Origin of the sequence: Acidovorax sp., from assembly GCF_016783915.1 — a bacterium.
Classification (GTDB): Bacteria; Pseudomonadota; Gammaproteobacteria; order Burkholderiales; family Burkholderiaceae_C; genus Acidovorax.
On sequence record NZ_JADHVT010000003.1, the window covers coordinates 33,326 to 59,501 of the forward strand.

At 65.1% G+C, this 26,176-nt stretch carries 25 protein-coding genes; 11 read left to right on the forward strand and 14 right to left on the reverse strand.

All coding sequences use genetic code 11. The features are described 5' to 3' along the window. Positions 1-6 precede the first annotated feature (6 nt). The 4 genes from accC to ISS20_RS01350 all read right to left on the reverse strand — a co-directional run bounded on the left by accC (position 7) and on the right by ISS20_RS01350 (position 3,164). Positions 7-1,356, reverse strand: coding sequence for an acetyl-CoA carboxylase biotin carboxylase subunit (gene accC, locus ISS20_RS01335; RefSeq protein ID WP_055395037.1), 1,350 nt, complete (start codon positions 1,354-1,356; stop codon positions 7-9). Positions 1,357-1,363: 7 nt separating this feature from the next. After that, a complete protein-coding gene (accB, locus tag ISS20_RS01340) occupies positions 1,364-1,816 on the reverse strand; it encodes an acetyl-CoA carboxylase biotin carboxyl carrier protein (protein ID WP_056066347.1) in 453 nt (150 codons plus the stop codon). A 173-nt stretch (positions 1,817-1,989) separates the two neighbouring features. Continuing rightward, positions 1,990-2,568, reverse strand: coding sequence for a TlpA disulfide reductase family protein (locus ISS20_RS01345; protein WP_291432990.1), 579 nt, complete (start codon positions 2,566-2,568; stop codon positions 1,990-1,992). Further along, on the reverse strand, positions 2,565-3,164 hold the full coding sequence (locus ISS20_RS01350) for a hypothetical protein (RefSeq protein ID WP_291432992.1): 600 nt from the start codon (positions 3,162-3,164) through the stop codon (positions 2,565-2,567). The genes ISS20_RS01345 and ISS20_RS01350 overlap by 4 nt, the downstream gene beginning before the upstream one ends. A 203-nt stretch (positions 3,165-3,367) precedes the next feature. Between ISS20_RS01350 and mpl the strand changes: the two genes are divergently transcribed. Then, complete coding sequence (mpl, locus tag ISS20_RS01355; RefSeq protein WP_291432994.1) at positions 3,368-4,789, forward strand: UDP-N-acetylmuramate:L-alanyl-gamma-D-glutamyl-meso-diaminopimelate ligase; 1,422 nt, start codon at positions 3,368-3,370, stop codon at positions 4,787-4,789. Between the two features lie 55 nt (positions 4,790-4,844). Here mpl and ISS20_RS01360 read toward each other — a convergent pair whose 3' ends face one another. The 7 genes from ISS20_RS01360 to ISS20_RS01390 all read right to left on the reverse strand — a co-directional run bounded on the left by ISS20_RS01360 (position 4,845) and on the right by ISS20_RS01390 (position 12,970). Beyond that, positions 4,845-5,156: a hypothetical protein gene (locus ISS20_RS01360; protein WP_291432995.1), complete on the reverse strand. Its 312-nt coding sequence runs from the start codon at positions 5,154-5,156 to the stop codon at positions 4,845-4,847. Between the two features lie 108 nt (positions 5,157-5,264). Further along, positions 5,265-6,386: a 3-deoxy-7-phosphoheptulonate synthase gene (locus ISS20_RS01365; protein ID WP_291432997.1), complete on the reverse strand. Its 1,122-nt coding sequence runs from the start codon at positions 6,384-6,386 to the stop codon at positions 5,265-5,267. 280 nt (positions 6,387-6,666) lie between these two features. Then, positions 6,667-7,206, reverse strand: coding sequence for a hypothetical protein (locus ISS20_RS01370; RefSeq protein ID WP_291432999.1), 540 nt, complete (start codon positions 7,204-7,206; stop codon positions 6,667-6,669). Between the two features lie 112 nt (positions 7,207-7,318). Then, positions 7,319-8,803, reverse strand: coding sequence for a metalloprotease TldD (gene tldD / locus ISS20_RS01375; protein ID WP_291433001.1), 1,485 nt, complete (start codon positions 8,801-8,803; stop codon positions 7,319-7,321). Between the two features lie 90 nt (positions 8,804-8,893). After that, on the reverse strand, positions 8,894-9,232 hold the full coding sequence (locus tag ISS20_RS01380; RefSeq protein ID WP_291433003.1) for a YegP family protein: 339 nt from the start codon (positions 9,230-9,232) through the stop codon (positions 8,894-8,896). A gap of 94 nt (positions 9,233-9,326) precedes the next feature. Beyond that, positions 9,327-10,502: a rod shape-determining protein RodA gene (rodA, locus tag ISS20_RS01385; protein WP_291433004.1), complete on the reverse strand. Its 1,176-nt coding sequence runs from the start codon at positions 10,500-10,502 to the stop codon at positions 9,327-9,329. 29 nt (positions 10,503-10,531) lie between these two features. Further along, the gene (locus ISS20_RS01390) at positions 10,532-12,970 is read right to left on the reverse strand and encodes a serine/threonine protein kinase (protein ID WP_291433006.1); all 2,439 of its coding nucleotides are present in this window, start codon (positions 12,968-12,970) and stop codon (positions 10,532-10,534) included. Between the two features lie 114 nt (positions 12,971-13,084). Between ISS20_RS01390 and ISS20_RS01395 the strand changes: the two genes are divergently transcribed. Next, complete coding sequence (locus ISS20_RS01395; protein ID WP_291433008.1) at positions 13,085-13,669, forward strand: YqiA/YcfP family alpha/beta fold hydrolase; 585 nt, start codon at positions 13,085-13,087, stop codon at positions 13,667-13,669. Positions 13,670-13,699: 30 nt separating this feature from the next. Here the strand turns inward: ISS20_RS01395 and ISS20_RS01400 are convergent, their stop codons facing one another. Then, positions 13,700-15,298, reverse strand: a complete 1,599-nt coding sequence (locus ISS20_RS01400; protein WP_291433010.1) for a Wzy polymerase domain-containing protein — start codon at positions 15,296-15,298, stop codon at positions 13,700-13,702. 89 nt (positions 15,299-15,387) lie between these two features. On the opposite strand from ISS20_RS01400, the gene ISS20_RS01405 reads away from it, so the two are divergent. The 4 genes from ISS20_RS01405 to mtgA all read left to right on the forward strand — a co-directional run bounded on the left by ISS20_RS01405 (position 15,388) and on the right by mtgA (position 20,109). Continuing rightward, positions 15,388-17,463, forward strand: a complete 2,076-nt coding sequence (locus ISS20_RS01405; RefSeq protein WP_291433012.1) for an RNB domain-containing ribonuclease — start codon at positions 15,388-15,390, stop codon at positions 17,461-17,463. Between the two features lie 36 nt (positions 17,464-17,499). Next, on the forward strand, positions 17,500-18,372 hold the full coding sequence (locus ISS20_RS01410) for an energy transducer TonB (RefSeq protein ID WP_291433014.1): 873 nt from the start codon (positions 17,500-17,502) through the stop codon (positions 18,370-18,372). Positions 18,373-18,497: 125 nt separating this feature from the next. Beyond that, positions 18,498-19,355 (forward strand): shikimate dehydrogenase, encoded by an 858-nt coding sequence (gene aroE / locus ISS20_RS01415; protein ID WP_291433015.1) that lies wholly within the window; start codon positions 18,498-18,500, stop codon positions 19,353-19,355. Between the two features lie 19 nt (positions 19,356-19,374). Next, positions 19,375-20,109, forward strand: a complete 735-nt coding sequence (mtgA, locus tag ISS20_RS01420; RefSeq protein WP_291433017.1) for a monofunctional biosynthetic peptidoglycan transglycosylase — start codon at positions 19,375-19,377, stop codon at positions 20,107-20,109. A 39-nt stretch (positions 20,110-20,148) separates the two neighbouring features. Here the strand turns inward: mtgA and ISS20_RS01425 are convergent, their stop codons facing one another. Further along, the gene (locus ISS20_RS01425; protein ID WP_291433019.1) at positions 20,149-21,588 is read right to left on the reverse strand and encodes a cytochrome P450; all 1,440 of its coding nucleotides are present in this window, start codon (positions 21,586-21,588) and stop codon (positions 20,149-20,151) included. Positions 21,589-21,664: 76 nt separating this feature from the next. Here ISS20_RS01425 and ISS20_RS01430 point away from each other — a divergent pair, with 76 nt between their 5' ends. The 5 genes from ISS20_RS01430 to ISS20_RS01450 all read left to right on the forward strand — a co-directional run bounded on the left by ISS20_RS01430 (position 21,665) and on the right by ISS20_RS01450 (position 25,520). Next, positions 21,665-22,576: a helix-turn-helix domain-containing protein gene (locus ISS20_RS01430; RefSeq protein WP_291433021.1), complete on the forward strand. Its 912-nt coding sequence runs from the start codon at positions 21,665-21,667 to the stop codon at positions 22,574-22,576. 54 nt (positions 22,577-22,630) lie between these two features. Further along, the gene (locus tag ISS20_RS01435) at positions 22,631-23,392 is read left to right on the forward strand and encodes a lysophospholipid acyltransferase family protein (protein ID WP_291433024.1); all 762 of its coding nucleotides are present in this window, start codon (positions 22,631-22,633) and stop codon (positions 23,390-23,392) included. 60 nt (positions 23,393-23,452) lie between these two features. Then, positions 23,453-24,445 (forward strand): phosphatidate cytidylyltransferase, encoded by a 993-nt coding sequence (locus ISS20_RS01440; RefSeq protein ID WP_291433026.1) that lies wholly within the window; start codon positions 23,453-23,455, stop codon positions 24,443-24,445. Between the two features lie 58 nt (positions 24,446-24,503). After that, positions 24,504-25,052 carry a crossover junction endodeoxyribonuclease RuvC gene (gene ruvC, locus ISS20_RS01445; RefSeq protein ID WP_056637423.1) on the forward strand — a complete coding sequence of 183 codons (549 nt, stop codon included), beginning with the start codon at positions 24,504-24,506 and terminating at the stop codon, positions 25,050-25,052. A gap of 141 nt (positions 25,053-25,193) precedes the next feature. Continuing rightward, entirely contained in the window at positions 25,194-25,520 is a 327-nt protein-coding gene (locus ISS20_RS01450) for a hypothetical protein (protein WP_291433031.1), read from the forward strand. A 48-nt stretch (positions 25,521-25,568) separates the two neighbouring features. On the opposite strand, the gene ISS20_RS01455 is transcribed toward ISS20_RS01450, so the two are convergent. Further along, positions 25,569-26,054 (reverse strand): CZB domain-containing protein, encoded by a 486-nt coding sequence (locus ISS20_RS01455; protein WP_291433033.1) that lies wholly within the window; start codon positions 26,052-26,054, stop codon positions 25,569-25,571. Positions 26,055-26,176: the final 122 nt, after the last annotated feature.

Genomic DNA, 26,176 nt, shown 5'->3' on the forward strand with positions numbered 1-26,176 from the left:
GCCAGCTCAGCGTTTGTGCTGCGACAGCCACTCTTCCAGATAATGGATGTTGGTGCCGCCGGCCATGAACTTGGCGTCCACCATCAGCTCGCGGTGCAGGGGCACGTTGGTGTTGATGCCTTCGATCACCGTTTCGGACAGTGCCGTGCGCATGCGGGCCAGGGCCTGTTCGCGCGTGTCGCCGTGCACGATGATCTTGCCGATCATCGAGTCGTAGTTGGGCGGCACGAAGTAGTTGGTGTACGCATGCGAGTCCACGCGCACGCCAGGGCCGCCTGGTGGATGCCATGTGGTGATGCGCCCAGGCGACGGGATGAACTTGTAGGGGTCTTCGGCGTTGATCCGGCACTCGATGGCATGGCCCCGGATCTCGATCTGGCGCTGGGTGAATGGCAGCTTCTCTCCTGCCGCGACCATGATCTGCGTCTTCACGATGTCCACGCCAGTGATCCACTCGGTCACGGGGTGCTCCACCTGCACGCGGGTGTTCATCTCGATGAAGTAGAACTCGCCGTTCTCGTAGAGGAACTCGAACGTGCCCGCTCCACGGTAGCCGATCTTCTTGCAGGCCGCCACGCAACGCTCACCAATCTTCTCGATCAGCTTGCGAGGGATGCCAGGGGCCGGCGCCTCTTCAATCACCTTCTGGTGGCGGCGCTGCATGGAGCAATCGCGCTCGCCCAAATACACCGCATTGCGGTGCTTATCGGCCAGGATCTGGATCTCGATGTGGCGTGGGTTCTGGAGGAACTTCTCCATGTACACCGCAGGATTGCCAAACGCGGCACCCGCCTCTGCCTTGGTCATCTGCACGGCGTTGACCAGCGCAGCCTCTGTGTGCACCACGCGCATGCCACGGCCACCGCCACCACCTGCGGCCTTGATGATCACGGGGTAGCCCACGGCCTTGGCGATGCGGCGGATCTGCACTGGATCGTCGGGCAACTCGCCCTCAGAGCCAGGCACGCAGGGCACTCCCGCACGGATCATGGCTTGCTTAGCCGAGACCTTGTCGCCCATGATGCGGATCGACTCGGGCGTGGGGCCGATGAACTGGAAGCCACTCTTTTCCACGCGCTCGGCAAAGTCGGCGTTCTCCGACAGAAAACCATAGCCGGGGTGAATGGCTTCGGCGTCGGTGACTTCGGCGGCCGAGATGATGGCCGGCATGTTGAGGTAGGACAGCGGCGAGGGCGCGGGGCCGATGCAAACGGCCTCTTCGGCCAGCTTGACATACTTGGCGTCGCGGTCAGCCTCGGAATAGACCATGACGGCCTTTACGCCCAGCTCATGACAGGCGCGCTGGATACGGAGAGCGATCTCTCCGCGATTCGCAACAAGAATCTTCTTGAACATGAGCGCCTTATTCGATGACGAACAGCGGCTGTCCGTATTCCACGGCTTGGCCGTTCTCGCCCAGGATGCGGGTGACGGTGCCCGACTTGTCGGCTTCGATCTCGTTGAGGATCTTCATGGCCTCGATGATGCAGATGGTCTCGCCTTCCTTGACCTGGCTGCCCACCTCGACAAAAGCCTTGGCGCCAGGGCTGGACGAGCGGTAGAAGGTGCCCACCATGGGCGACTTGACGATGTGGCCGGTAGGTGCTGCGGCTGCGGGGGGGGCGGGCAATTCCGCCACGGGCGCGGCAGCAGGCGCAGCGGCAGGGGCTGCAACCGGGGCGGGCACATACTGCTGAACCACAGCACCACCGCTCTTGACGATGCGGACTTTGCCCTCGGCCTCGGTGATTTCGAGTTCGGACACGTTCGACTCGGACACGAGATCGATGAGGGTTTTGAGTTTTCGCAGATCCATGGAAGCTCCAACGGCTATAAAACTGAATAGGGCGCGAATTTACTCCAATTTCACCCTATCGCAGTCTTCCACGCGCATTTTTCATGAACTTCAACATAGAAAAGTGCCACCTCACGGAGAGAAGGGCGCGCTCCAAAGCCCCCAGAAGGCGACTGCTTAATCGGCACGAACCCTCAGCCCAAACCCGCCCAAAGCTGCAAGTCCTGGGCGGTCACCTGCCCCATTTTACGATGTAGCACCTTCCCCTCCCCACCAAGGACCACGGTGAACGGCAGGCCTCCGGTCAGGTTGCCCAGCGATCGCCCCAGGTCCGTGCCGCCCAAACCGGCCAGTCCTACCGGGAAGTCCAGTGGAATGCGCGTCAGAAACTTGCGCACCGCCGAAGGTTGGTCAATGGCCAAACCCAGCACTTGCCAACCTTTGGCGGATTGTTCGCGATAGAAGGCGTTGAGCATGGGCAACTCCTCCACACAAGGCGGGCACCAAGTGGCCCAAAAGTTGAGCAGCAAAGGCTTGCCCGCCAATGACTTCATGGCCAAGGTACCCCCGGTGGGGGTGTCAAATTCCAGACCCCAGAGCGCCTGCTCAGCCCCCGGCTCCACGGCATGGGGCTGGAACTTCCACCATGCCAAACCCGCGCCCCCCAAAGCGGCAGCGCCTGCCACCCCGGCATACAAAAACCGCCTGCGCGCAGCAGTGGGCGGGACGGCGCCAGGAGTCACAGGTTCGGGAGATTCAGCAGGCTGGGTCATGGGGTCGTGGTTTCCTGGATCAAGCGGCGCACTGCCGTTATGTCACCGCGCGGAGTGCGGCCTTTGGTATCAGGTTTGAGAGCGCCCCGCAGATCGTCAAGATCGTAGATCAGCAGGTGCACACCAATCATTTCATTGAGTTCGGGCGATTTGCTGCCCAGGCTCAGGGCCTCTACCGATTCGCCATGAAATCCTGTAACCGTGCGGGGTTCGTAGTCAACATGATGATCGATCAGCGCAATCTCTGCCGATTTGGGGTCATCGCAGAACAACTGCAGGTAAATGTCCGACAGGCGTGTGGCCGTGCCGTGCCAGACCGCACCCGCCAGATACGGCCGGAAAGCCGCCATGCGCTCCATCCACACCAGGGCCAGTTGGCGCAAAGCCTGCAGCTCGCGCGGCTGAGTGTCGGCACAAAAGAGCTGGATGTACTCGCGCACAGCCTCTTCCACCAGATCGTTGTCCGGCAGCGGGGTACGGGCTGGCAGACCCATCTGCCGCAGCGCACGGCGCTTGGCAGGGCCCCATTCCAGGCCCTCTTCCACTACCAGGCGGGCCGTGGTGTGGGCGATTTCTTCGCTCAAAGGTGTGTGCATGGCAGACAGGGGCAACAAATGAACCCGCATTGTGGCGTGAAGCCGTGACACTGCGGGTGATAACCCCAGCCCCCCCAGCGACCCCAACACCCGTTGACCTGAAAGACTATTGTTTTGAGAGCATCTCAGGCAGATGGAACCGGCGCCAGCTGCCACTTTAGCCTTGAACGGTACACGGGACCCCGGCTTTAGAATCTGCGCCCATGCATATACACATACTGGGCATCTGCGGCACGTTCATGGGAGGCCTGGCAGCCTTGGCGCGCGAGGCGGGCCACAAGGTGACGGGCTGCGACGCTGGGGTCTATCCGCCCATGAGCGACCAGCTCCGCGCATTGGGCATCGACCTGATCGAGGGCTTTGGGGCCGACCAGCTCGCGCTCCAGCCCGACATGTTCGTGGTGGGCAATGTTGTCAGCCGGGTACGGCTAGCCGACGGCTCCCCCAAGTTTCCGCTCATGGAAGCCATTCTGGACGCGGGACTGCCCTACACCAGCGGCCCCCAATGGCTGGCCGAGCATGTACTGCAGGGTCGCCATGTGCTGGCAGTGGCGGGCACCCATGGCAAGACCACGACCACGTCGATGCTGGCGTGGATTCTCGAGTCCGCGGGACAACAACCCGGCTTTCTGATCGGCGGGGTGCCATTGAACTTTGGTGTGTCCGCACGCCTGGGGACACCGAGGCGCCCAGCCCCCACCACCGCGCCCCAGGGAGCAGCGCCACTGTTTGTGATCGAGGCCGACGAATACGACACCGCCTTTTTCGACAAACGCAGCAAATTCGTGCACTACCGGCCGCGCACCGCGGTGCTGAACAACCTGGAGTTCGACCACGCGGACATCTTTGACGACCTCGCCGCCATTGAGCGTCAGTTCCACCATCTGGTGCGCACTGTGCCGCCGTCGGGGCGCGTAGTGGTCAATGGCCTGGAAGACAGCCTGGTACGCGTGCTGCACACCGGCTGCTGGAGCGAAGTGACCAGCTTTGGCGCCGCAGTCAGCGACTTTCACGCCGTGGGCGACCCGCAGGCCTTTGATGTGGTGCACCAGGGGCAAACCGTGGCGCGCGTGGAATGGACGCTGACCGGCGTGCACAACCAGCTCAATGCGCTGGCCGCCATGGCAGCGGCCCACCACGTGGGCGTTGCGCCCGGGCAGGCCGCCGCAGCCTTGGGCAGTTTTCAGAACGTCAAGCGGCGCATGGAGCTGCGTGGCATGGTGGGCGGCGTGGCCGTGTACGACGACTTTGCCCACCACCCCACCGCATTGCGCACCACCCTGGACGGCCTGCGGCGCAGCCTGGGCGCCTCAGCACGCATCCTGGCGGTTTTCGAACCCCGCAGCAACACCATGAAGCTGGGCGCGATGAAAAGCCAGCTGCCCTGGGCGCTGGAGCCCGCCGACCTGGCTTTTTGCCACACGGCGGGGCTGGACTGGGATGCTGCGCAGGCGCTGGCACCGCTGGGCGTCGGCCCCGGCCAGAGGGCCCAGACAGCCCCGGACATCGATACGCTGGTGGCCCAGGTCACCCAGGCCGCGCGCCCGGGCGACCATGTAGTGTGCATGAGCAATGGCGGCTTTGGCGGCATCCATGCCAAGCTGCTGCAAGCACTGCAAAAATAATAGCTGTCAGCGCATATTTCACTAGCACCAGCAGTCGATTTCTATTGAATGGCGGTCAGAACGTGACCGCCATGCCCGGCACATCCACCCGCACGATGGGCTTGGCAAGGGCGGCACTGGTGGCGCGCGCAAAGTCGCGGGACCATACCGGATCCTGCATCAGCGCAGTACCGGCAGCACGGGCCACCGTCAGCACCTTGTCGGCCAGCAGCACCTTGCCACTGGCACGCAGAGGCTCGCAGTCCAGCGCGATGAACTGGTCGTCGAGCCAGCGCCGCCCGGCCTCGTGGGCCATGGGCTCGGCGCCCTCCAGGGTAAAACGGTATTCTTGGTCTGCGGCCAGTTTGACCGACACTTCGCTGTGCATGATGAATCGCCTTTCTGCGTTTTTTGCGGTAACTCAGGCTTGCAGCTGCACATGATGTGCAGCGAGAGGCGCAGGTTACAAGTTTAGACCCTCCGATCGACCCAGCGCTCAGCGGGCACGACGCGCCTTCACGGCGTCCGACAGCTCGGCCAGCGCTTGGAGCGAGGCGTCCCAGCCCAGGCAGGCGTCGGTGATGCTCTTGCCATATTCGAGTGCCAAGGGGTCGTCCTTGCCGGGCGTGAACTTTTGCGCACCTGCCGTCAGGTGGCTTTCGATCATCAGGCCGAACACGCTGCGCGAACCGCCAGCCACCTGCACAGCGACATCGCGGGCCACATCGAGCTGCTTTTCGTGCTGCTTGCTGCTGTTGGCGTGGCTGCAGTCCACCATCAGTGTGGCGGGCAACTTGGCGGCTTCGAGGTCCTTGCAGGCAGCGGCCACGCTGGCGGCGTCGTAGTTGGGCATCTTGCCGCCGCGCAGGATCACGTGGCAGTCTTTGTTGCCCTTGGTGTTGACGATGGCGACCTGGCCATTCTTGTGCACCGACAGGAAATGGTGGCCCCGGCTGGCCGACTGGATGGCGTCGGTGGCAATGCGGATGTTGCCGTCCGTGCCGTTCTTGAAGCCAATGGGCGCCGAGATGCCAGAGGCCAGCTCGCGATGTACCTGGCTTTCGGTGGTGCGGGCACCAATCGCGCCCCAGCTGATGAGGTCGCCGATGTACTGGGGCGAGATCACGTCGAGGAACTCGCTGCCGGCGGGCATGCCCAGGCGATTGATCTCGATGAGCAGTTGGCGTGCAATGCGCAGGCCTTCGTCGATGCGGTAGCTCTCGTCCAAGTAGGGGTCATTGATGAGCCCCTTCCAGCCCACGGTGGTACGTGGCTTTTCGAAGTACACACGCATCACGATTTCCAGCGTGTCGGCGTACTGGGTGCGCACGGCCATCAGGCGACGGGCGTACTCGACAGCGGCGGCGGGGTCGTGGATAGAACAAGGGCCAATCACCACCAGCAAGCGATCATCCTTGCCAGTCATGATGTTGTGGATGTTCTTGCGGGTCTGGGTGATCAGCGTCTCGACCGGCGTGCCGCCGATCGGGAAGAAGCGGATCAGATGCTCGGGAGGAGGCAACACGGTGATGTCCTTGATACGTTCGTCGTCGGTCTGGCTGGTTTTTTCGACGCTGCGGTACCAGGCATCGCTGGTGGGATTGGTAGTGGCCGTCATGGTTGCTTCCTCGTGGAGTCGGTTGGAGTGGATGGAAAAACGGGAGGGCTGAAAAACAAAAACCGCCGGGCTTTGCAGCGTCGGCGGTTGGTATGGGGAGGTTGTGTGTGCTTGCGCGTTTTCCTCTCATCCGCCGGGGACCGAGATAAAAAACCAAAAGTAAAACGCGCTGCGAACTTGCATGGCAATCAATGTAGCACAGGAGTGCGGAGGTTCAGCCCCCAGGGTTGTTGCAAATGCACGACACGCATCCGCCCAGCACGCATCGGACCGGGACGATTCATCGGCGTCCACCCCGAAACCAGGCACGCACGCGTTGCAATGCCGAGGGCTTGCGTAGCGGCTGCACATCCTGCAGGTCGCTCGCCGGGTCGCTCTGGTGCTCGTACATGTCGATGAGCAGCAACGCCTCGCCCAACGTGCGCCAAGCCAGAAGCTCAAACTGATCAAAGCTGGCGCTCTCCTTGGTGCTGCGCCGCTCCAGCATCAATTGCCAGTCTGCAATGGCGTTGCGCAGCTCCCGCAGCGCACGCTGGTAGGCGCCAAACTCGTACAGCGCATGCCACGCTGAACCCAGGCCAGTCAAAAACAGCTGGTGTTCGCGCGCACTGTGCGACAAGGTCACCACGCGGCGCGTGATCTCGGTGGTGTCCGTGCTGGTGCGGCGGATGCGAACTGCCTCGTCGATCTGCGAGGACAACGCACCAAGGCTGTCGCGCAGCTGGCGCGAGTCCTCATCGGCAACGCCCTCGCGCAAAAAGCGGCTGATGTCTCCAAACGACTGGAGCGTCAGCAATTGACTGGGGCGCGTGGCAGGCATGGTGTCACCCATTGTGCGCCGGCCAACGCGCAGTACAAGCCCTGAAAAGCGGGTGAAAACGCGAAGTCACGCACCCACGCCAGCTCAGCCAACAGGGCTGATAACGCAACCCTCAGGCCGTACCGCCCACCGTCAGGCCTTCAATGCGCAGCGTAGGTTGCCCCACACCCACTGGCACGCTCTGGCCTTCCTTGCCACAGGTGCCCACGCCGCTATCAAGGCGCATGTCGTTGCCGATCATGGTCACCTTCTTGAGCGACTCGGGGCCGCTGCCAATGATGGTGGCGCCCTTCACGGGATATTGGATCTTGCCGTTTTCCACCCAGTAGGCTTCGCTGGCCGAGAACACAAACTTGCCCGAAGTGATGTCCACCTGCCCGCCACCAAAGTTGCTGGCGTACAGGCCCTTCTTGATGCTGGCGATGATCTCCTGCGGGTCCTTGTCGCCACCCAGCATGTAGGTGTTGGTCATGCGCGGCATGGGGATATGGGCGTAGCTCTCGCGACGGCCGTTGCCGGTGGGCGCGACGCCCATCAGGCGCGCGTTCAGCGAGTCCTGGATGTAGCCCTTGAGGATGCCGTCCTCGATCAGCACGTTGCGCTGGCTGGCGTGGCCTTCATCGTCCACGTTGAGCGATCCGCGGCGGTCGGCAATGGTGCCGTCGTCCAGCACCGTGACCCCCTTGGCCGCCACGCGCTGGCCGATGCGTCCGCTGAATGCGCTCGAACCCTTGCGGTTGAAGTCACCTTCCAGCCCGTGGCCAATCGCCTCGTGCAGCAGGATGCCGGGCCAGCCCGAGCCCAGCACCACGGTCATCTCGCCAGCAGGGGCTGGGCGCGACTCCAGGTTCACCAGTGCCGCATTCACCGCCTCATCGACATACTTGCCCATCTGCTCATCGTCGAAATAGGCCAGGCCAAAACGGCCACCACCACCGGCCGAGCCCATCTCGCGGCGGCCGTTCTGCTCGGCGATCACCGTGACCGACAGGCGTACCAGCGGCCGCACATCGGCCGCCAGGGTGCCATCGGCACGCGCCACGAGCACCACGTCGTATTCGCTGGCAAGCCCTGCCATGACCTGCGCCACGCGCGGGTCCTTGGCGCGGGCGCGCTGCTCCAGGCGCTCCAGCAACGCCACCTTCGCGGTGCTGTCCAGCGAAGCAATCGGATCCACGCCTGGGTACAGACTGCGGCCTGCCGCTACTTTTTTGGGAGCTACCCGTGCTTTACCCGCCTGTGCAGCGGACGAAATAGACCGCACAGTACGTGCAGCATCCAGCAGCGAGGACTCCGAGATGTCGTCAGAGTAGGCAAAGGCCGTTTTCTCGCCGCTCACAGCGCGCACACCCACACCCTGGTCAATGCTGAAAGAACCCGTTTTGACGATACCTTCTTCCAGGCTCCAGCCTTCGCTGCGGGTGTACTGGAAGTACAGGTCCGCATCGTCCACCTGGTGGGTACGGATCTCGGCCAGGGCCCGGGCCAAATGGCTTTCATCCAGGCCGAAGGGGGTCAGCAGCAGTTCACGGGCAACATCAATGCGCTGGCTGGTGGCCGCACGCTGGGGCGCGGCAGTGGTAGAGCGGGAAGTCATCAAGGCATTTTAGGCGCGTGACCAGCCCTTGCCCGGGATGGCCCCACATGCCCCTATGCGCCTCCTGCGCCTCAAGTCCGCTTCGCAGCTTCAGGCAGCCGTCTGGTCATCCAGCCCTGCCTGTGCCGCGTGGGCCTGCACCGACTCGATGCCCGCATCCCGGGCCTTGGCGCCGGAGTACATCTGGCTTTGGCCAATCACCTGTCCATTGCCTGCCTTGAGGGTGAAATACGGCGCGCCGTTCTTGGCGCTGAGCCGGCCAAAACGGCCGTCGTTCGGGGCATTCTTGCGCACCGCCTCGATACCACCCAGCGCGCTGGCGCGAGACTCGTACATCTCGCTGGTCAGGATGACCTGACCGTTGGCGGCCAGCAGGTTGAAGACAAATTTGTCGTTTTTCGACTTCTTGAGCTCGAACTTCGCCGCCATGGGAAAACCCTCCGGATGCTGAGCGGCCAAAACACGGTTGGCCAGCCGGTTTGTACCCCGAGGGCGTGCTGCAGGCAACCACGCCCACAAGGCCCTACAGCGCAGCAGGGAGAGGGTCTTTGGTTTCCTGCTTCTGGGATCGAGCCACCGACATCAGGATGCCCAGCGCCAACCCCAGAGTGACCATGGCGGTGCCGCCGTAGCTGATGAAAGGCAAGGGGACGCCCACCACCGGAAGAATGCCGCTCACCATGCCCATGTTCACAAAGGCATAGGTGAAGAAAATCATCGACACCGCCCCCCCCATGAGGCGGCCAAACAAGGTGTTTGCACCTGCCGCAATGGCCAGCCCCCGCCAGACCAGCAGCAGAAAACACACCAGCAAGAACAGGTTGCCAGCCAGGCCAAACTCTTCGGAATAGGCGGCAAAGATGAAGTCGGTGGTGCGTTCAGGAATGAACTCCAGATGGGTCTGCGTGCCCGCCATGAAGCCCTTGCCCCACAGGCCACCCGAGCCAATGGCGATCATGCCCTGGATGATGTGAAAACCCTTGCCGAGCGGGTCTCGGGTGGGGTCCAGCAAGGTGCAGATACGCTGCTGCTGATAGTCATGCAGCACCACCCAGCGCACGCCATCCGCGCACAGCTGGTCGCCCAGCAGCACCAGGGTGGCAATGCCCAGACCGCCGATCAGCACCGGCGGCAGGATCAGCCTCCAGGACAGGCCCGCAAAGAAGATCACGGAGAGCCCCGCCGCCAGCACCAGCAGCGAGGTACCCAGGTCGGGCTGCTTCATGACCAGGCCGACCGGGACAACCAGCAGCAGGCCCGCCGCCGCAAAGTCCAGCGGGCGCAGCGCGCCTTCGCGCTTCTGGAACCACCAGGCCAGCATCAGCGGCATGGCGATCTTGAGGATTTCGCTGGGCTGGATGACGATACCCACATTGATCCAGCGCGTAGCCCCTTTTTTGGTGATGCCAAACAGCGCCACAGCCACCAGCAGTGCCACCCCGGTCAGGTACAGCGGCACGGCGCAGGCCATGATCTTCTGGGGCGGAACCTGGGCCACCATGAACAGGATGGCGCCCGCAATCAGCATGTTGCGCCCGTGGTCCACAAACCGCGTGCCGTGGTCATAACCCGACGAATACATGGCCAGCAACCCCGCGCTGGCCAGCATCAGCACCAGCAACAGGAGAGGAAGATCAAAACCCCGAAACAGGGGCGCCAGACGCTGGGTGAGCGTGGGCTTTTCAAAAACGACGGCCATTCCCCGATTATCGGGTGGATGCCGGGTGCTCACCCCGCCTGCCGGAAGGCCATCACAGCCTGGTTGCGCAGTGTTCGCAGCAGCCCCAGCGCCTTGTCGTCCACCACAATGCCCCCCGCAGTGGCCTGGTCGGCATAGATCAGCGCAAAGGGTTGCCCCTTGATCTGCAAAGGCAACAGCAGGAAAGATGGTGCATTGAGCCCCTTGCGGTACCAATCAGGCAAACGCGCCTGCATGCGAGGCTCGTTGGCGTCGTTGATCAGCGTGTCGGCGCCACGCAGGCATACCGCAGCAAACAGGTCGCCCTGGGTTTTGAGCGGTATTTTCATGGCGCGCACCGCAGACTCGCTGCCCTCGCCCAGGCCAAAACGACCGGTCAGCGCCTCCGCTTTGGCGTCACGCAGGCAAAACACCATGCGCCGAAACCCCAGCGCGCGGAACATGGTTTCCAGAATCATGCGCAGCACGTCATTGAGCTGAAAGCTCTCGACCATGGCATTGGTGATGTCCTGAATGCCCGCAGCCAGCACCTCGTTGACCTGGGCCACAGACACCGCACCACCGGCCTGGGATGCAAGCACAGCGGGCAGGGGCTTGGTCTCACTGATCCGCAACTCATGCGCACCCAGGGCATCGTCAGGCGCGGACTGCGCGCCTGCGGCCGGTGGCAGCTTGAGCAGCCGGGCGGCTGGCGTGTCAGGCGCCACGCGCAGGTCGAGGGCGTCGGCCAACGCCACCAGCTTATGGCGCGCGCGCAGTGTGGCTTCGGCAATGGCTTCGGCTGACAAAGCCAGAGTGCGTGCGTAGCGTGTGCCCACCTGGCCCAGCTGCCCCTCCAGCTGGGCGGGTTCGCAGAACAGCAGGGTGCTGGCCACCTCGTTAGCGGCCATGGCGGCCCAGCGCAAGCGTTCCACCCCCTGCTCCGGCGCGCGCTGCATGGGCGAGCCCAGCGGCTTGCGCATGCAGCGCTGCAGGGTGTCGGGCAGGCTCCAGACACGCGCCACCCCCACGCCCAGGTCCTCAAACCCCAGTCCCAGCACCTGTACAGAGGCAGCCTCTTCGCCGCCCTCCATGCGCCCCGAGGCCACCAGGCTGCGCACCTGCCGGGCCTCTTCGGGAAAGTAGAACTCGCACAGCATGCGCCCCAGGTTCTGGAACATCGCGCCGATGAAGGCCTCTTCTGCCGCCTGGCTGGTGCTGCACAGCTCGGCCGCGACCGAGCCCGCCATCATGGCGCGCAAAAATTCCTCGCGCATCTGGCTGGCGTGGGCCTTGTCCTGCATGTGGTCCAGCAACACCAGGCTCAGCGCCATGTTCCGCACTGCATTGAAGCCCACCAGGCTCACCGCGCGCGACACGGTGCTGATGGTGCCCCGGCTGGCGTGGGCGTAATGCACGCTATTGACCAGACGCAGCAGCTTGTTAGTGAGCGCCACGTCCTTCAGGATCTCGTGGGTCAGGTCACTGATGCTGTCGTCTTCCGAATTGGCCACACGCTGGATGCGCGCCACAGAATCCGACAAGGCCGGAAAGTCGCTCTTGTGGCGCATGCGCCGCAGCAGAAAGTCGAGTGTGGCGTTGCTGGCGGCCGATGGTGCACTGGCCGGTGCCGCCCATGCGCGCAGTGCATCCCGAAAATCAGCCGCCGTGGCATAGCGCTGCGCCGGGTCACGCGCCATGGCGCGCTGCAAAATGGCACGCAAACCGTCGTCCACGCCGGGCCCCATATCGGCGGGCAGCGCCAGGTTTTCGTTGGCAATGCGGTACAACGCCTGCCAGGTGTCCTTCTGGTGAATGAGCGGGTGCCCGGTCAGCAATTCGATGAGCACCAGCGCGGCGGAATACACGTCCATCGCGGGGGTGGGCGCAGCACCGGCGGCCGCCTCAGGGGCCATGTAGGCGGGCGTGCCGCTTGCAAGCTGGGCGTCCGGTGCGGACTGCACAGGTGCCGCCATGCCGAAATCCATTACCCTCGCGTGGCGCTGGGCGTCAATCATCACGTTGGAGGGCTTGAGGTCACGGTGCACGATGCCCGCCAGGTGGGCGGCGTGCAGGCCATCGAGCACATCCACCATAAGCGCCACGGCGTCGTGCGGCGTGCAGCGCCCTTGCTGGGCGAGGTGCTCTGCCAGCGTGTGGCCCGGTACGTACTCGAACACGATGTACGGCTGCGAACCCTGCACATCGGCCTCGAACACCGGCACGATGCAGGGGTGGGCCAGGCGACCTACATGGCGCGCCTCGCGCAGCCACTGCTCCAGCACGGACGGATCCTGATCCTGCATGGGACGCATTAGCTTGATGGCCACCTCGCGCTGCAGGCGCGGGTCCAGCGCCAGCCACACGGTGGCCTGGGCGCCCCGGCCCAGTTGTTTCTTCAGCTCAAAACGCCCCAGTGAAGCAGGAGGCTTGTCGCCTGATCCGAGCGCCCATCGTCTGGCAGTGGAAAGCGGGGCAAAATCGGCCATGGTGCAGGTGCAAAACAAGGCGCCGCACAGTGTGGCGCATCTATAGCCCACATCTTATGCCCGCGCGAGCCCGGCTAACGCAGTGATTCCCCTGCCCCGATCACTTTCTGACCCATGACCACCACACACCTGCTGTACCTGCACGGTTTTCGCTCGTCGCCCGCATCGGCCAAGGCCCGCCAGACCGCTGCCCATGTGGCAGCGCGCCACCCCACCGTGACCTTCTGGCGCCCCCAGTTGCCGCCATCACCCCGGGCCGCCATGGGGCTGGTGGCGCGGGGCATTGCCGATTGGCCCCGCGAATCCATGGCCGTGGTTGGCTCGTCGCTGGGCGGGTTCTACGCCAGTTGGGTGGCCCAGCACGCGGGTTGCCCGAGCGTGATGCTCAACCCCGCCGTGGACCCCGCGCGCGACCTGGCCCGCTACATTGGAGAGCAGACTACCTGGCACAACCCCTCCGAGCGGTTTTACTTTCTGCCCGAGTACATCGGCGAGTTGCAGGCCCTGGACGTGCGGGATCGCTCGCCCGCAGCCCCGGAGCTCGCCATCATTGCCAAGGGCGACGAAGTGCTGGATTGGCGCGAGATGGTGGGGCGCTACCCGCACGCCGAGCAGGTGGTGCTGGAGGGCGGCGACCACGCGCTGGGCAACTATGGGGACTACCTGCCCCTGCTCAGCCAATTCCTGCGGCTGGCCTGAGCGCGCTGCAGCAGTCCGTCGCACATCCGGTCAAGGCTTGAGGTGTGACGAAAGCCGCCGCCCCTGCTCGCGCCAGCGCGCATAGTCCGCCGGGTAAGCTGCACGGTATCGCTTGAGTTGAAACGCCGCCTCGTCATCCAGCCCTAGCATCGTTGCGCTCTCGATCAGCGGCTCGATCACCCGGGGCTCCGGTGAAAAGTGCAGCAGCTTGTTGGCCACAGCAAAGACCTGGCCGGCGTTGCCGGGCGAAAGCTCTATCGTGGTCAGCAGCGCAAAATCGACCTGGTCCGTGAAAAACGGTGTGTCGCCCACTTTGCGCACGGTGTCATTGCGCAGGGACGGCGGCCGGTCGGCGAGCGGCTTGTACAGCTGGCTGACGCGGTAAAAGTCCCACCCCACGTAGGACCCCAGGGCCAGCGCAGCCAAAATGATGGCGGCCACGAACCGCCGCGCACCGAGAGATGTTGCCCAGCCGGGCAACTGCCAGCGCCACAACAACGCGATTGCCAGCACCGTGACCAGCTGGAACGGCCCGTACCACAGCGGAAACTCCAGCAGGCTGTGCAGACCCACCAGTACCAAGATGCCCCAGGCCAGCTGCCGCGCTGGATCGGTCTCGCGCCAGGGCTTTTCGCGCAGCACCCACACGACCAACGCTCCACAAACGGTCAGCGCCACCGGCACACCCAGCTCCACAGCCAGGTGCAAGGGCAGGTTGTGGGCGTTGTCCAGCAGCGCGCAAAACCGCTCACCTGGAAACTGAGTGATGTAGTGCGCGTAGTCCAGCTCGCCCCAGCCCCAACCCGCCCAGGGCTTTTGTGCGATCAGGTGCAGCACATTGGCCCACAGCACACTGCGGCTCGTGCAACCTGGCTCTTCGTCCAGAATGCGCACAAAAAGGCCGTCGGACGCAAACCCTGTCCAGTCCAGCAGCAAACGGGGCAGCAGCCAGGCCGCTGCGCCATACAAAAACAGACCAACCAGTCCAAACCCCAGCGCCAGACGCCCCCACGACCCGCGCCAGCACCACATCAGCCCCAGCAGCAAAAGCCACTGCGCAGCCCCAGTGCGTGATGCCGTGGCAGCACTCGAAATCGCCAACAACGCCAAACCCCAGGCCACCAGCAAACCCGCCAACCAGCCGGGCCAGGCCTTCACACCCTGCGGGGCCGTGGCGATGCCCGAGTGTTCCAGACTTGCCTGCACCTGGGCCAGCGTCCAAAGCAGCACCCAAACGCCCAGGCTCAGCAGCGTTGCCTGCTGGTTGCGCTGGCGCAGGTTGCCAATGGCCTGCCCCAGGGTAGAGGGCTGCACCCCCGGCAGGCCGGGGTCGCCCAGAAAGTATTGCAGCAGCCCGATGACCGCAGTCAACAGAGCGGCTACCAAGAGGCCGGCCGCCAACATCCGGCTCGACACCAGAGGTCGCGGAGCCGGGGCATCCCCCGCCTCCAGATCCCGCGCCAGCGAACCGCCGGAGCGAGCCAATGCCAGGAGCACCAGCACCGCGCCGCAGCTCCACGACGCCAGCAAGGGCCAGAAGTTGTTGATGGGCGCCTGTGTGAAACAGAACAGGAAAGGCAGCGCCAGAGCCAGCAGTGTCAGCGGCGTGGCAATGGCAGCAAAGGGCATGGGATGGCGGGTGGGGCAGAAATGGCGCGCCGTGGATCATATGCGCCGCTGCCCGGGTACCCGATGGCGCCCATGGGACAATCCACACCATGCACGCATTGTTTGAAGAAGCCGGCAAATTCATGGCCGGTCGTATCCTGTCCGAAGCCGATACATCCGCCCAGGTCGAGCTCGACTCCGGCAAACGGGTCAAGGTCAAGGCCGCCAATATCCTTCTGAAGTTCGAAAAGCCTGCCCCCGCCGAGCTGATCGCCCAGGCCCAGGCCGTGGCCGAGACCATTGAGTTGGACCTGGCCTGGGAATTCGCGCCCGAAGACGAGTTCGGCTTTGCCGACCTCGCGCGCGACTATTTTTCGGCCAACGCCACCCTGGCCCAGCAGGCCGGTGCGCTGTTCCGCCTGTACGACGCGCCCCACTACTTCCGACGCGCGGGCAAGGGTCGGTTCAAGAAGGCATCGGCCGAGATCCTGCAGCAGGCGCTGGCCGCCATCGAAAAGAAAAAGGCCCTCTTGGCGCAGATCGACGAATGGGCCGCGCAACTGGGCCGGGGCGAATGCCCCCAGCCCATCCGCGACCAGCTTTACAAGATCCTGTTCAAGCCCGACAAGAACGCGCCCGAGTACAAGGCCGTGGTCGAGGCCAGCCGCGCCACGCACACCGCGCCGCTGGACCTGCTGCAAAAAGCCGGGGCCATCGACTCGGCCTACCAGTTCCACTGGAAGCGCTTTCTGTTCGAGAACTTCCCCAAGGGCACGGGCTTTCCGGCTGTCACGGCGCCCGCCATTGCGGACGAACTGCCGCTGTCCACCGCGCAGGCGTATTCCATCGACGACTCGCAGACCACCGAAATCGACGATGCGTTGTCCGTCCAAGGCCTGGGCACGGGCACCGTGGTGCTGGGCATCCACATCGCCGCACCCGGCCTGGCCATCCAACCCGGCAGCGCCATCGACCAGCTGGGCCGTGCCCGCTTGTCCACGGTGTACATGCCGGGCTACAAGATCACGATGCTGCCCGACGACGTGGTGCAGACCTACACGCTGGACGAGGGCCGCGCCAACCCGGCCGTGTCGCTGTACGTCACCATCGACGAGGCCACGCTGGAGTTCAAGGGCTCGGAGACCAAGCTCGAGCGCGTGCACGTGGCCGCCAACCTGCGCCACGACCAGCTCGACAGCGTGGTGACCGAAGAATGGCTCAGCAACCCAGCGTTTGAGCACCAAAACGACCCTCAGCGCTTGTCTGAACTGCGCCCGCAGCTATCATTTTTGTACCGCTTGGCCAAGGAGCTCAAGGCCCGCCGTGAAGTCGTGCGTGGCAAGCCGGAGAACTTCAACCGGCCGGACTACAACTTCCGACTGGTGGGCAACAACGGTGCAGAGCCCACGGGCGACGAGCAGGTGCAGATCAGCGTGCGCCAGCGCGGCGCGCCGCTGGACCTGATCGTGGCCGAGGCCATGATCGTGGCCAACAGCACCTGGGGCAGCTGGATGGCCGAGCTGGGCGTGCCCGGCATCTACCGCAGCCAGGCCAGCATGGCGCCGGGCGTGAAGGTGCGCATGGGCACCAAGGCGCTGCCGCATGCGGGCATTGGTGTCAAAGCCTACTCTTGGGCCACGTCGCCGCTGCGCCGCTACACCGATCTGGTCAACCAGTGGCAGATCATTGCCTGCGCCCGCCACGGCAAGACCGCCGCGCTGGCCGCGCCGTTCAAGCCCAAGGATGCCGACCTGTTCTCCATCATCAGCAGCTTTGACGGCGCCTACAGCGCCTACAACGGCTACCAGGCAGGCATGGAACGTTTCTGGACGCTGAAATACGTGGAGCAGAACGGCATCACCGAGCTGAACGCCACCGTCTTCAAGGAAGGCCCGGGCGGCAGCTTTTTGGTGCGGGCCGACGACATCCCGCTGGTCTTCCCGGTGCTGGGCGCACAAAACCTCCCGCGCGGCGCGCGCCTCAAGGTCAAACTGGGCGAGGTGGACGAGATCACCCTCGACATCCATGGCACCGTGATCGAGCGCCTGGATGATCCGGCTGACACCAGCGACGACGGCCCGGTGGACGATGCCGAGGACGACGACACCGTGGCCGGGCCGATTGCCATTGCGGTGGACGTGAACGAGGCACCCGCCGAAGCCTCTGCGGCCGCCCCGTCCGCCTGACGCGCGACGAGACAGACGCCCTGATAATCGCCGGCGATGAAACTCCCTGCCTTCCTCCGCACCTTCAGCACGCTGCAGCTGGCGCTGGGCGTCTCCATCGCCGTGCACGCCGCGCTCATCTCGGTGCGCTTCATCGACCCCGAGGGCTTCAACCGCGTGTTCCAGGACACGCCGCTCGAAGTCATCCTGGTCAACGCCAAATCGAACGAACGCCCCGACAAGGCCCAGGCGATTGCCCAAGCCAACCTGGCAGGTGGCGGTGATGCGGAAAAAGGCCGGGCCACCAGCCCCTTGCCCTACACCGCATTGACGACAGTGGGTGACGACTACGAAGAAGCCCAGCGCAAGATGGACGCCATGCAGGAGCAGCAGGCCCAGTTGCTGGCCCAGTTGCTGGCCCAGTTGCGCAAGCAGCTGGCCACCATGCCCGCGCCCGATCCACGCCAGGCCAGCCAGAGTGCGGAACAAGCCAGCGAGCAGGAAAAGCGCCGCCAGCTCGTCAAGCTCCTGGCCGAGATCGAAAAACGCATCAACGAAGAAAACTCGCGCCCCAAGAAGCGCTACATCAGCCCCGCCACCCGCGAAGAAGCCTACGCCGTGTACTACGACGCGCTGCGCCGCAAGGTGGAGGACAAGGGCACCGAGAACTTCCCGGAGCAAGGCGGCCGCAAGCTCTATGGCGAGCTGACGATGATCGTCACCGTCAATCACGATGGCCGTGTGCTGGGCACCGAGATCGTGCAAGGCTCGGGCAACGGTACGCTGGACCGCCGCGCCGAAGCCATTGCCCGCGCCGCAGGGCCCTTTGGAGCCTTTGATGCCGAGATGCGCAAGAAGGCCGACCAGATCGCCATGGTGGCGCGCTTCAAGTTCACCCGCGACCAGACCCTGGAAACCGTTGTGAAGTAACTCCCGGCGGGTGCGCAGCGAGACCCTTCTGGCAGGCCGCCAAGGCCTCCACGCCCACCTGCCCGCCCCACAGAACACACCGCACGGCCGCCCGTACCGCCAGCTCCACGCCGCCCTAGCCACCCATGACATCCCCCGCCTCCCCTGCCGACCTGTACTGCGTGATGGGCAACCCGGTCGCCCACAGCCGCTCGCCCGCCATCCACGCCCGTTTTGCCGAGCTGACCGGTGAACACGTTGCCTACGAACGCCGCCTGGTGCCCATGGATGGGTTTGCCCAAGGCGTGCGCGCGTTCGCAGCAGAGGGCGGGCGCGGCTGCAACGTCACCGTGCCCTTCAAGACCGACGCACCAGGCCTGGCGACCGAGTGCAGCGAACGCGTGCAGCTGGCGGGCGCAGCCAACACGCTCACCTTTCGCGCCGACGGCAGCATCTACGCCGACAACACCGACGGCCTGGGCTTGGTGGCCGACATCACGCACAACGCAGGGGTATCGCTGGCCGGGCGCGACGTGCTGCTGGTGGGTGCCGGTGGCGCAGCCGCTGGCGTGCTGGGCCCGCTGCTGCTGGCGGGCGCCCGCCACATCACAGTGGCCAACCGCACACTGGCCAAGGCGCAGATGCTGGTGCAGTCGCACAGCGCCCTCGCCGCGCTACAAAAAGCAGAGCTATCGGCGCAAGACCCACTAGCGCTGTCGGCCGATTTTGATGTCATCGTCAACGCCACAGCCAGCAGTCTCTCTGGCGGCGGTGTACCTGTGCCCTCCAGCGTGCTGCGCCGGGGCGCCCTGGCCTACGACATGATGTATGGCCCCGCCGCGCAAGGCTTCCTCGACTGGGCACGCCAGCACGGCGCAGTGCCCCGCGACGGCCTGGGCATGCTGGTGGAACAGGCCGCAGAGGCCTTCTTGCTATGGCGCGGCGTGCGTCCGCCCTCGGCCCAGGTGCTGCGCGAGATGCAGCAACCCACCGCCACTGCATAAGCCCCCCGAGGACGCCCCGATGAAAGCCGTGCTGCGCTGGCTGGGACTGCTGGTGATCGCCTTCGTGGCGTTGCAGCTGTTCTTCGTGCTGCGCATTGCCGCCATGGTGGCGATCAACCCCCAATCCACCACCTTCCAGCGCTCCGAAGCCTGGACGCTGCTGGCCAGCAAAGGCCATGTGCCCTGGCGCCAGCAATGGGTGCCCTATGCTGACATCTCTGACCACCTCAAACGCGCCGTGATCGCCTCGGAGGACGACGGCTTCGTCAACCACGAAGGCGTGGACTGGAATGCCATCGAAAAAGCCTGGGAGCGCAACGCCAAGGCAGAGGCCCTGGCGAACAAGGCCCAGGCCCGCGCCCCCGAGCGCACGGTGCGTGCGCCCAAGATCCGGGGCGGCTCCACCATCACCCAGCAGCTGGCCAAGAACCTGCTGCTGTCTGGCGAACGCACCCTGCTGCGCAAGGGGCAGGAGTTCGTGCTCACGCTGGCGCTGGAGCAGCTGCTCTCCAAACAGCGCATCCTGGAGATCTACCTCAACAACGTGGAATGGGGTGAGGGTGTGTTCGGTGCCGAGGCCGCCGCGCAGCACTACTTTCGCAAGAGCGCCAGCCGCCTGAGCACCGCCGAAGCCGCGCGCCTGGCCGTGATGCTGCCTGCGCCCAAGCGGTTTGAGAAGACGCCAGGCTCGGCGTATCTGGCGGGGCGCACGCGCACGATCCTGGGACGGATGGGCGGCGCAGAGCTGCCCTGATACCGGTCGCGGGCAGCGCCAAAAGCAGACCCCCCTCGTTCACATTCCCCGCGGTGCCTCGCGCCGCTGCAGCCACAGCACGGACGCCCCGTCCGGCCGCAGCGTGACCTGCAGCTGCGGAGCCCCTATACCCCCCCCGACCGGGCTACGCACCGTATAGCGCTGCAGCAGCATCGCCGCCAGCAGCGTCATCTCCAGCATCGCAAAATGCTGCCCAATGCACACGCGCGGCCCCAGGCCGAACGGAATCCACGCGCCCCGAGGAATGGCCGGAGCGCCGTCCAGAAACCGCTCAGGCACAAAACGGTCCGGCTCGGCAAACCAGCGCGCATCGCGGTGCAGCACCCAGGGGGTGATGCGCAGCATGGCGCCTTGGGGCACCGGCACGCCGCCCAGCGTGATGGGCGCCGTGGTGCGGCGACTCATCAGCGCGGCGATCGGGGGGTAAAGGCGCAGCGCTTCCTTCAACGTGGCGCTCAGCCAGGGCAGTTCGGCCACATGCTCGGGGCCGGGCGTGCCGCCCTGCAGCACGGCATCGACCTCGGCCTGGGCGCGCTCGGCGGCCTCGGGGTTCTGGGCCATGAGCAGGGTCCACCACAACAGCGTGGTGGCGCTGGTTTCGTGCCCGGCCTGGAAGCTGACGATGCACTGGTCAAACACCTCTTGCGCAGACAAGGCCTCACCGGTTTCCTCGTCGCGCAGGGCCAGCAGCATCTGCAGCAGGTCCGTGCGTGCAGGGGCACCGGGTGCAGCCACCTCGGCCTGGCGGGCATGGATGTGGCGCCACACCAGCCCCTTCAACGACCGGATCGCGCGCCGCTTGATGGACTTGCCGGGCAAGGGTAACCAGTCGGGCAACGTGAAGGGCATGAACATTTCGCGGAAGGCGGCTTCCGACAGCGTTTGCGTGGCCCAGGCGGCATCGCGCGCATCAGCCTGGGCCGATTCGCTGAACAGCGTGCGCAGGATCACGTCCATGGCCACATCCGTCCAGAGCGCATCCACGGCCACCAACGCACCGGGCTGGCCCGCAGGCACGGCAGCGTCGAGCGCGCTGCGGGCGGCATCGGTCATCAGCTGTGCGTAGCCTGCCACCCGCTTGGGAGTGAAGGCGGGCATCAGCATCCGGCGCTGGCGCTGCCAGGTGTCGCCTTCGGTCACCAGCACACTCTGGCCAAAAACTTCTTCGAACACCGCGATGCCGCGCTCCCAGCGAATGAGCTGGTCGGCATGGGTGATGAGCGCCTCGCGCACCAAGTCGGGGTGCATCAGGTCCCACGCGTCTTCGTAACCCAGGCGCATGCGGGTGAGGTCGCCATGCTCGCGCTGCAGCCGGGTAACAAAACCCAGGTAGTCGGCCCGCATGGCGCGCAGCAGCGGCAGGCCCCACCAGCGGCTCCGCGGGCCGCGCGGCGTTGCAGGCGTTGGGTGAAGAGTGAGAGAAGAAGCAGAGGTCGTGGTGGCTGTGGACGGGTTCATGCCCCGCATGCTGCGGCGCAGTCACGAGTCGGTATTGAACGATTGCGACAAGGCACGTCGCCTACACTCGCGCCCCATGGCAAGCTTGGCCCCCCTCTCCCCAAGGCACCCCGCCGGGTTGATCCCCTCCGGCGAGCTGTGGCTGCCGCGCGCCAGCCTCACGGCCTGCCTGCGCGCGGCCATGGCGCGTAGCACGGTGGGCCATGCGCTCAGCGATGCGCAGCGCATCAACCGGTTCCCCGCATCCCCCTTGTGCAGCCTGAGCTGGTGGTTTGAAGGCCGCAGCGAGGCCCTGGTGCCCGAGCGCCCCGACACCATGCCCACGGAGCACAGCCCACGCGAGGCCTACCCCGGCCGCTGGGTGCTGGCCGGCCCGCAAACCCGCCCCACCTCCAGCTACTGCGCCGGGCCCACGCACGCCATGATGGTGATGTTCATGCCCGACGCACTGCATCAGCTCACCGGCGTGGCACCCGGCGCCCTGACCGATCGCATGGTGGACGCACAGTCCGTGTTGCCGCCCGACTGGCTGGCACTGTGCGAAACGGTGCAGAACCTGCCCGACAACGCAGCCCGCATGCAATGCCTGGAAGACTTCCTGGAACCACACTGGCAGGCCTGCCGCCCCACCCAACCACTGCCCACTCAGCGCTACGGCGACTGGGCTGCGCACCTGGCACAGCGTGCCGCCCTGTCCGCCCCCGGCCGCAGCCTGCGCCAGCTGGAGCGGCGCATCAAGCGCTGGGCCGGGCTGCCGATGCGCGAGCTGCGTGGCTTTGGCAAGGCCGAGCAGGCGTTCTTCGACACCATCGCGGCCGATGCTGTGCAGGGTTCGGTCAAATGGGCCGACGTGGCGGCGGGCGCCGGGTTCTCGGACCAGTCGCACCTTTGCCGCGTCACGCGCCGCATCACGGGCTATGCGCCACAGGCGCTGTACAACGGCATCTATGGCGATGAAGCTTTCTGGGCGTATCGGATCTGGGTGTAACGCTGCCCAGGTCCTTGCCTGGCATGCTGGCCCGGCGCCCGTATCATCCCCGCCATGCTTGCCAAGTTGATGAGTTTCCTTCTGCTGGGGATCGTGCGGTTTCTGACCGGCTCCCAGGCCCGCTGGTATGGCTGTCCGCCCAAGGCCGAGCAGCGCATCTATTTCGCCAACCACCAGAGCCACGCCGACATGGTGCTGATCTGGGCCGCGCTGCCCGAGGAGCTGCGCAGCATCACGCGACCCATTGCCGCCAAGGACTACTGGACCAAGACGCCGTTCCGCCAGTGGATCACCACCGCCGTGTTCAACGCCGTGTATGTGGACCGCCAGGCAACGCCAGCACGGCCGGTAGCGCCGGTGGCCACTGAGCCCACAGGGGCGACAGCCGCACCGAGCGATGCAGACACTGCAGCAGCCGGCGGCCCAGACCCATCGCCCGAAGCCTCGCCGCGCGCTCCTACCCCCGAAGAGCTGCGCGCCGCCCTGCCAGAGTCCGACCCGCTGGCGCCGCTGGTGCGAGCGCTCGAGAGCGGCGACTCCATCGTGATCTTTCCGGAAGGCACGCGCGGCCATGGCGACGAGCCCCAGTCGTTCAAATCCGGCCTGTTCAAGCTGGCGCAGATGTTTCCGCAGGTGGTGCTGGTGCCCGCCTGGATCAACAACGTGCAGCGCGTGATGCCCAAGGGCGAAGTGGTGCCCGTGCCCATCCTGTGCTCGGTGACCTTCGGCGAACCCATCCAGCTCGAGGCGGGCGAAGAGCGCCGGCCATTCCTGGACCGCGCGCGCCGCGCCGTGATCGCACTGCGGGAAGTCTGAGCATGACAAGCCCGAAGCCCCTGCACTCGCCTAACGCTGCTCCCGAAAGAGCGCGCTGACATGAACCAATTTCTGCGCAACCTCACCGCCACCCAGCAAATCGGGGCCTTGTTCCTGGTCGTATTCGGCATCTTGTCCATCGTCACCGTGTGGGCCTTTGTGCGCAACTTGCGCGAGCATGCCAGCGACGACCCCGAAGCCGAAGCGCAGGCCCTGGAAGCCAAGCGCTTCTGGGGGCTGCTCAAGACTTCCTGGGTCATGGCCACGGTGTTCTGGATCGGCTGGGTGCTGGGCGAAACGGTGGCCACCGTGCTGTTTGCCATCGTGGGCTTTTTTGCGCTGCGCGAATTCATCACCCTGTCGCCCACGCGCCGGGGCGACCACCGCAGCCTGGTGCTGGCGTTTTTTGTGGTGCTGCCCTTGCAGTTCTGGCTGGTGGGCAGCAAGCACTTCGATCTGTTCACCGTGTTCATCCCTGTGTACGTGTTCCTGGCGCTGCCGGTGGTGAGCGCACTGGCCAATGACCCCCAACGGTTTCTGGAGCGCAACGCCAAACTGCAGTGGGGCATCATGGTCTGCGTGTACGGCATGAGCCACGTGCCTGCGCTGCTGCTGCTCGACTTCCCCGGCTACCGCGACAAAGGTGCGTTCCTGGTGTTCTTCTTGGTGTTTGTGGTGCAGACCTGCATGCTGGTGCAGCACCTGCTGGGGCGGCGCTTTCCGCACAAGCCTGTGGCACCCCAGGTAAGCCAGAGCTTTCAATGGACAAGCTGGCTAACCGGCGTGGCCGCCGGAGGCCTCGCAGGCGGTCTGCTCACCTTCATCACCCCGTTCAAACCCGGCCAGGCGTTGGGCATGGCACTGCTGGCCTGCGTGGCGGGCAGCCTGGGGCACCTGGTGATGAAGGCGTTGAAGCGCGACCGCGGCATCACCAGCTGGGGCATGCAGGGCATGTCCGTCACCGGTGCCGGGGGCCTGCTCGACAGGGTGGATGCACTGTGTTTCGCAGCGCCCGTTTTCTTCCATTCGGCGCGCTGGTACTTCGGTTTGTAGAAAAATCGGCCGATAGCGCTAGTTCCCATTGCCCCAATAGCTATAAAAACGAGAGCAAATGCGCATCCTTGGTATTGACCCCGGCCTGCAGACCACCGGCTTCGGCGTGGTGGACATGGACGGCCACCAACTCAGCTACGTGGCCAGCGGCACCATCCGCACCACCACCCTCGCGCTGGGCGACCTGCCCGGGCGCCTGAAGATTTTGTTCGACGGCATCACTGAGGTCGCAGCCCGCTACCAGCCCGATGTGGCCTCGGTCGAGATCGTGTTCGTCAACGTCAATCCCCAATCCACGCTGCTGCTGGGACAGGCGCGGGGCGCCGCCATCACCGCCCTGGTGGCCAGCAATCTGCCCGTGGCCGAATACACCGCGCTACAGATGAAAAAAGCCGTGGTCGGCCACGGCCGAGCCGCCAAAAGCCAGGTGCAGGAGATGGTGCGACGGCTGCTGCAGCTGCCGGGCCTGCCGGGCACCGACGCGGCCGACGGCCTGGGCATGGCCATCACCCATGCACATGCAGGGGCAGCCATGGGCCGATTGGGTGAGGCGGCCACGCTGAATCGGCGGCAGCATGCGATGTACAAGGATGGGCGAAGTTATTGAGCGACCGTCAGCGTCCCCCACTGAACCCACCTCAGCCCGGTCATGAGCGCCTCCGCCCCTCCCCCCAGCCCAGCAGTCGTCTCCACGCCCGATGATCGGCCGGCATTCCTGTTCGTGAAAATCCCGGTCACCCGGCACACCATGGACCCACTGCACCAACGCGAAGACCGGATTGACCAGGCACTGCGCGCCCGGGGAGTTGGCATGGTGATCGGCTGGGGCGACTCGCTGGGCGCAGCGCGCGCGGACGGCAAGCGCATTGCGGAATTCATCCGTATCGACATCACCGCACCGGTACTGGACCATGCGCGGATAGCGCTGCACGCTTTGCTGCCCGAACTGGACGCGCCCCTGGGTACGCAGATCCACTACACGCTGCATGGGCAGCACCGTATGGATGCAGCCACCGAGCTCGGGTGGCAATTGGCACTCCCTCCGCCCGCCAAGGATCAGCCCAGCAGACGATAGGTGGACGGCTTCAGGCCGTCACTGCGACGCCTCCAGCATCTCCGGGGTTCAGCGCCCCAGCCCGCGCTTGAGCTCCTTGAGCAGCAGCAGCACCTGGTTGGAAGCGTGGCGGCAGCTGCTGTTCAGCAGCTGCACCGCCTTGGGCTGGTCACCGGCTTGGAAGGCCGTCACCACGTCTGCCGCCTGCTGGTGAAAGTACTTGTGCCGCGCCACCAGCATGTCGAAAGCAGGGTAGTGCCCCAGGCGCACTCGGCCCGTGCCGTAGAGCCAGCGGCCCAGGTCACAGCGGTCGTCCTGGCAGATACGCTCGGGCCGCATGACTTCGCTGGATCGGCCGTTGACCATGTCCTGCAGCTGCAGGCGCCAGCGCTCGTGGCTGGCGATGGCTGCGTCGATGTCGATCTCGGTCATGAGCGTGGCCGCGTACTCAGCGTCCAGCACCAGTTCACTGCCGTTGTCTTCCATGGCCCAGGTGGTCTCGGGGCTGGTGGGGTCCTGCTCCCGGATCTTGAACAAGCGGCTGAAAAAACCCATGTGTCGTCCCTTTTTGCGCGACTGGCTTGCGCAGAGCAAGATGGAGCCAGCGCGGAAATGTCTTGAAACATTCTGTGGGGCCTCCGCCGTTTTGGCTACCAAAAAATGACCTCTTGGTAAAA

What these genes read in the sequence shown, in the direction of transcription:
- ISS20_RS01425 (WP_291433019.1), bottom strand. Translation starts at nt 21,588, where the DNA reads ATGAACCCGTCCACAGCCACCACGACCTCTGCTTCTTCTCTCACTCTT.
- ISS20_RS01350 (WP_291432992.1), bottom strand. Translation starts at nt 3,164, where the DNA reads ATGCACACACCTTTGAGCGAAGAAATCGCCCACACCACGGCCCGCCTG.
- ISS20_RS01360 (WP_291432995.1), bottom strand. Translation starts at nt 5,156, where the DNA reads ATGCACAGCGAAGTGTCGGTCAAACTGGCCGCAGACCAAGAATACCGT.
- ISS20_RS01450 (WP_291433031.1), top strand. Translation starts at nt 25,194, where the DNA reads ATGGACCCACTGCACCAACGCGAAGACCGGATTGACCAGGCACTGCGC.
- ISS20_RS01395 (WP_291433008.1), top strand. Translation starts at nt 13,085, where the DNA reads ATGACCACCACACACCTGCTGTACCTGCACGGTTTTCGCTCGTCGCCC.
- accC (WP_055395037.1), bottom strand. Translation starts at nt 1,356, where the DNA reads ATGTTCAAGAAGATTCTTGTTGCGAATCGCGGAGAGATCGCTCTCCGT.
- ISS20_RS01390 (WP_291433006.1), bottom strand. Translation starts at nt 12,970, where the DNA reads ATGGCCGATTTTGCCCCGCTTTCCACTGCCAGACGATGGGCGCTCGGA.
- ISS20_RS01345 (WP_291432990.1), bottom strand. Translation starts at nt 2,568, where the DNA reads ATGACCCAGCCTGCTGAATCTCCCGAACCTGTGACTCCTGGCGCCGTC.
- ruvC (WP_056637423.1), top strand. Translation starts at nt 24,504, where the DNA reads ATGCGCATCCTTGGTATTGACCCCGGCCTGCAGACCACCGGCTTCGGC.
- ISS20_RS01435 (WP_291433024.1), top strand. Translation starts at nt 22,631, where the DNA reads ATGCTTGCCAAGTTGATGAGTTTCCTTCTGCTGGGGATCGTGCGGTTT.
- ISS20_RS01400 (WP_291433010.1), bottom strand. Translation starts at nt 15,298, where the DNA reads ATGCCCTTTGCTGCCATTGCCACGCCGCTGACACTGCTGGCTCTGGCG.
- ISS20_RS01455 (WP_291433033.1), bottom strand. Translation starts at nt 26,054, where the DNA reads ATGGGTTTTTTCAGCCGCTTGTTCAAGATCCGGGAGCAGGACCCCACC.
- tldD (WP_291433001.1), bottom strand. Translation starts at nt 8,803, where the DNA reads ATGACTTCCCGCTCTACCACTGCCGCGCCCCAGCGTGCGGCCACCAGC.
- ISS20_RS01430 (WP_291433021.1), top strand. Translation starts at nt 21,665, where the DNA reads ATGGCAAGCTTGGCCCCCCTCTCCCCAAGGCACCCCGCCGGGTTGATC.
- ISS20_RS01380 (WP_291433003.1), bottom strand. Translation starts at nt 9,232, where the DNA reads ATGGCGGCGAAGTTCGAGCTCAAGAAGTCGAAAAACGACAAATTTGTC.
- mpl (WP_291432994.1), top strand. Translation starts at nt 3,368, where the DNA reads ATGCATATACACATACTGGGCATCTGCGGCACGTTCATGGGAGGCCTG.
- rodA (WP_291433004.1), bottom strand. Translation starts at nt 10,502, where the DNA reads ATGGCCGTCGTTTTTGAAAAGCCCACGCTCACCCAGCGTCTGGCGCCC.
- mtgA (WP_291433017.1), top strand. Translation starts at nt 19,375, where the DNA reads ATGAAAGCCGTGCTGCGCTGGCTGGGACTGCTGGTGATCGCCTTCGTG.
- aroE (WP_291433015.1), top strand. Translation starts at nt 18,498, where the DNA reads ATGACATCCCCCGCCTCCCCTGCCGACCTGTACTGCGTGATGGGCAAC.
- ISS20_RS01365 (WP_291432997.1), bottom strand. Translation starts at nt 6,386, where the DNA reads ATGACGGCCACTACCAATCCCACCAGCGATGCCTGGTACCGCAGCGTC.
- accB (WP_056066347.1), bottom strand. Translation starts at nt 1,816, where the DNA reads ATGGATCTGCGAAAACTCAAAACCCTCATCGATCTCGTGTCCGAGTCG.
- ISS20_RS01440 (WP_291433026.1), top strand. Translation starts at nt 23,453, where the DNA reads ATGAACCAATTTCTGCGCAACCTCACCGCCACCCAGCAAATCGGGGCC.
- ISS20_RS01405 (WP_291433012.1), top strand. Translation starts at nt 15,388, where the DNA reads ATGCACGCATTGTTTGAAGAAGCCGGCAAATTCATGGCCGGTCGTATC.
- ISS20_RS01370 (WP_291432999.1), bottom strand. Translation starts at nt 7,206, where the DNA reads ATGCCTGCCACGCGCCCCAGTCAATTGCTGACGCTCCAGTCGTTTGGA.
- ISS20_RS01410 (WP_291433014.1), top strand. Translation starts at nt 17,500, where the DNA reads ATGAAACTCCCTGCCTTCCTCCGCACCTTCAGCACGCTGCAGCTGGCG.